This window comes from Aquabacterium sp. A08, from assembly GCF_011742065.1.
The window spans coordinates 1-432 of the sequence record NZ_JAAQQT010000072.1; the positions used below are offsets into that span (position 1 = coordinate 1).

1 protein-coding gene and 1 pseudogene are annotated in these 432 nt (G+C 68.1%); both read right to left on the reverse strand.

Going from position 1 to position 432, the window contains the following annotated elements:
• Positions 1 to 161: pseudogene (locus HA630_RS00410) on the reverse strand (aspartate kinase); the annotation flags it as partial.
• 70 nt (positions 162 to 231) lie between these two features.
• On the reverse strand, positions 232 to 432 hold a 201-nt coding region (locus tag HA630_RS00415; protein WP_208299879.1), incomplete at its 5' end, for a TilS substrate-binding domain-containing protein.

A 432-nucleotide genomic window follows, 5' to 3' on the forward strand; every position in this document is an offset into this window, starting at 1 on the left:
GCCAGGCCCAGCAGGCGGTTGGTTTCGCCGCTCATGGCGCTGGGGACCACCACCATCTGGTGGCCGGCGCGGTGCCACTTGGCCACGCGTTTGGCGACGTTGCGGATGCGCTCGGTCGAGCCCATGCTGGTGCCGCCGTATTTGTGAACGATCAGTGCCATTGAATCTGGGGAGGTACGCGCCGGTGTCAGGGTTTTTCGCGCCGCCGGCGGTCGGACGCAAAACACAATATTATAAATTGCGCGCAAACACCAGCACCGGCCCCTGGCGCAGCACGTGGCCGTCGGCCACCTTGAGGCGGATGCGGTGCCCGCGCGTGGTGCAAGCGGCCACCTGGCGCAGCAGTTCGTGCAACTGGGCCTCGCTGGGGGCCACCTGCCAGCCCTGGCGCAGCCAGTGCCGCAGCAGGTTGGCCTGGCGCTCGCGGCTCAG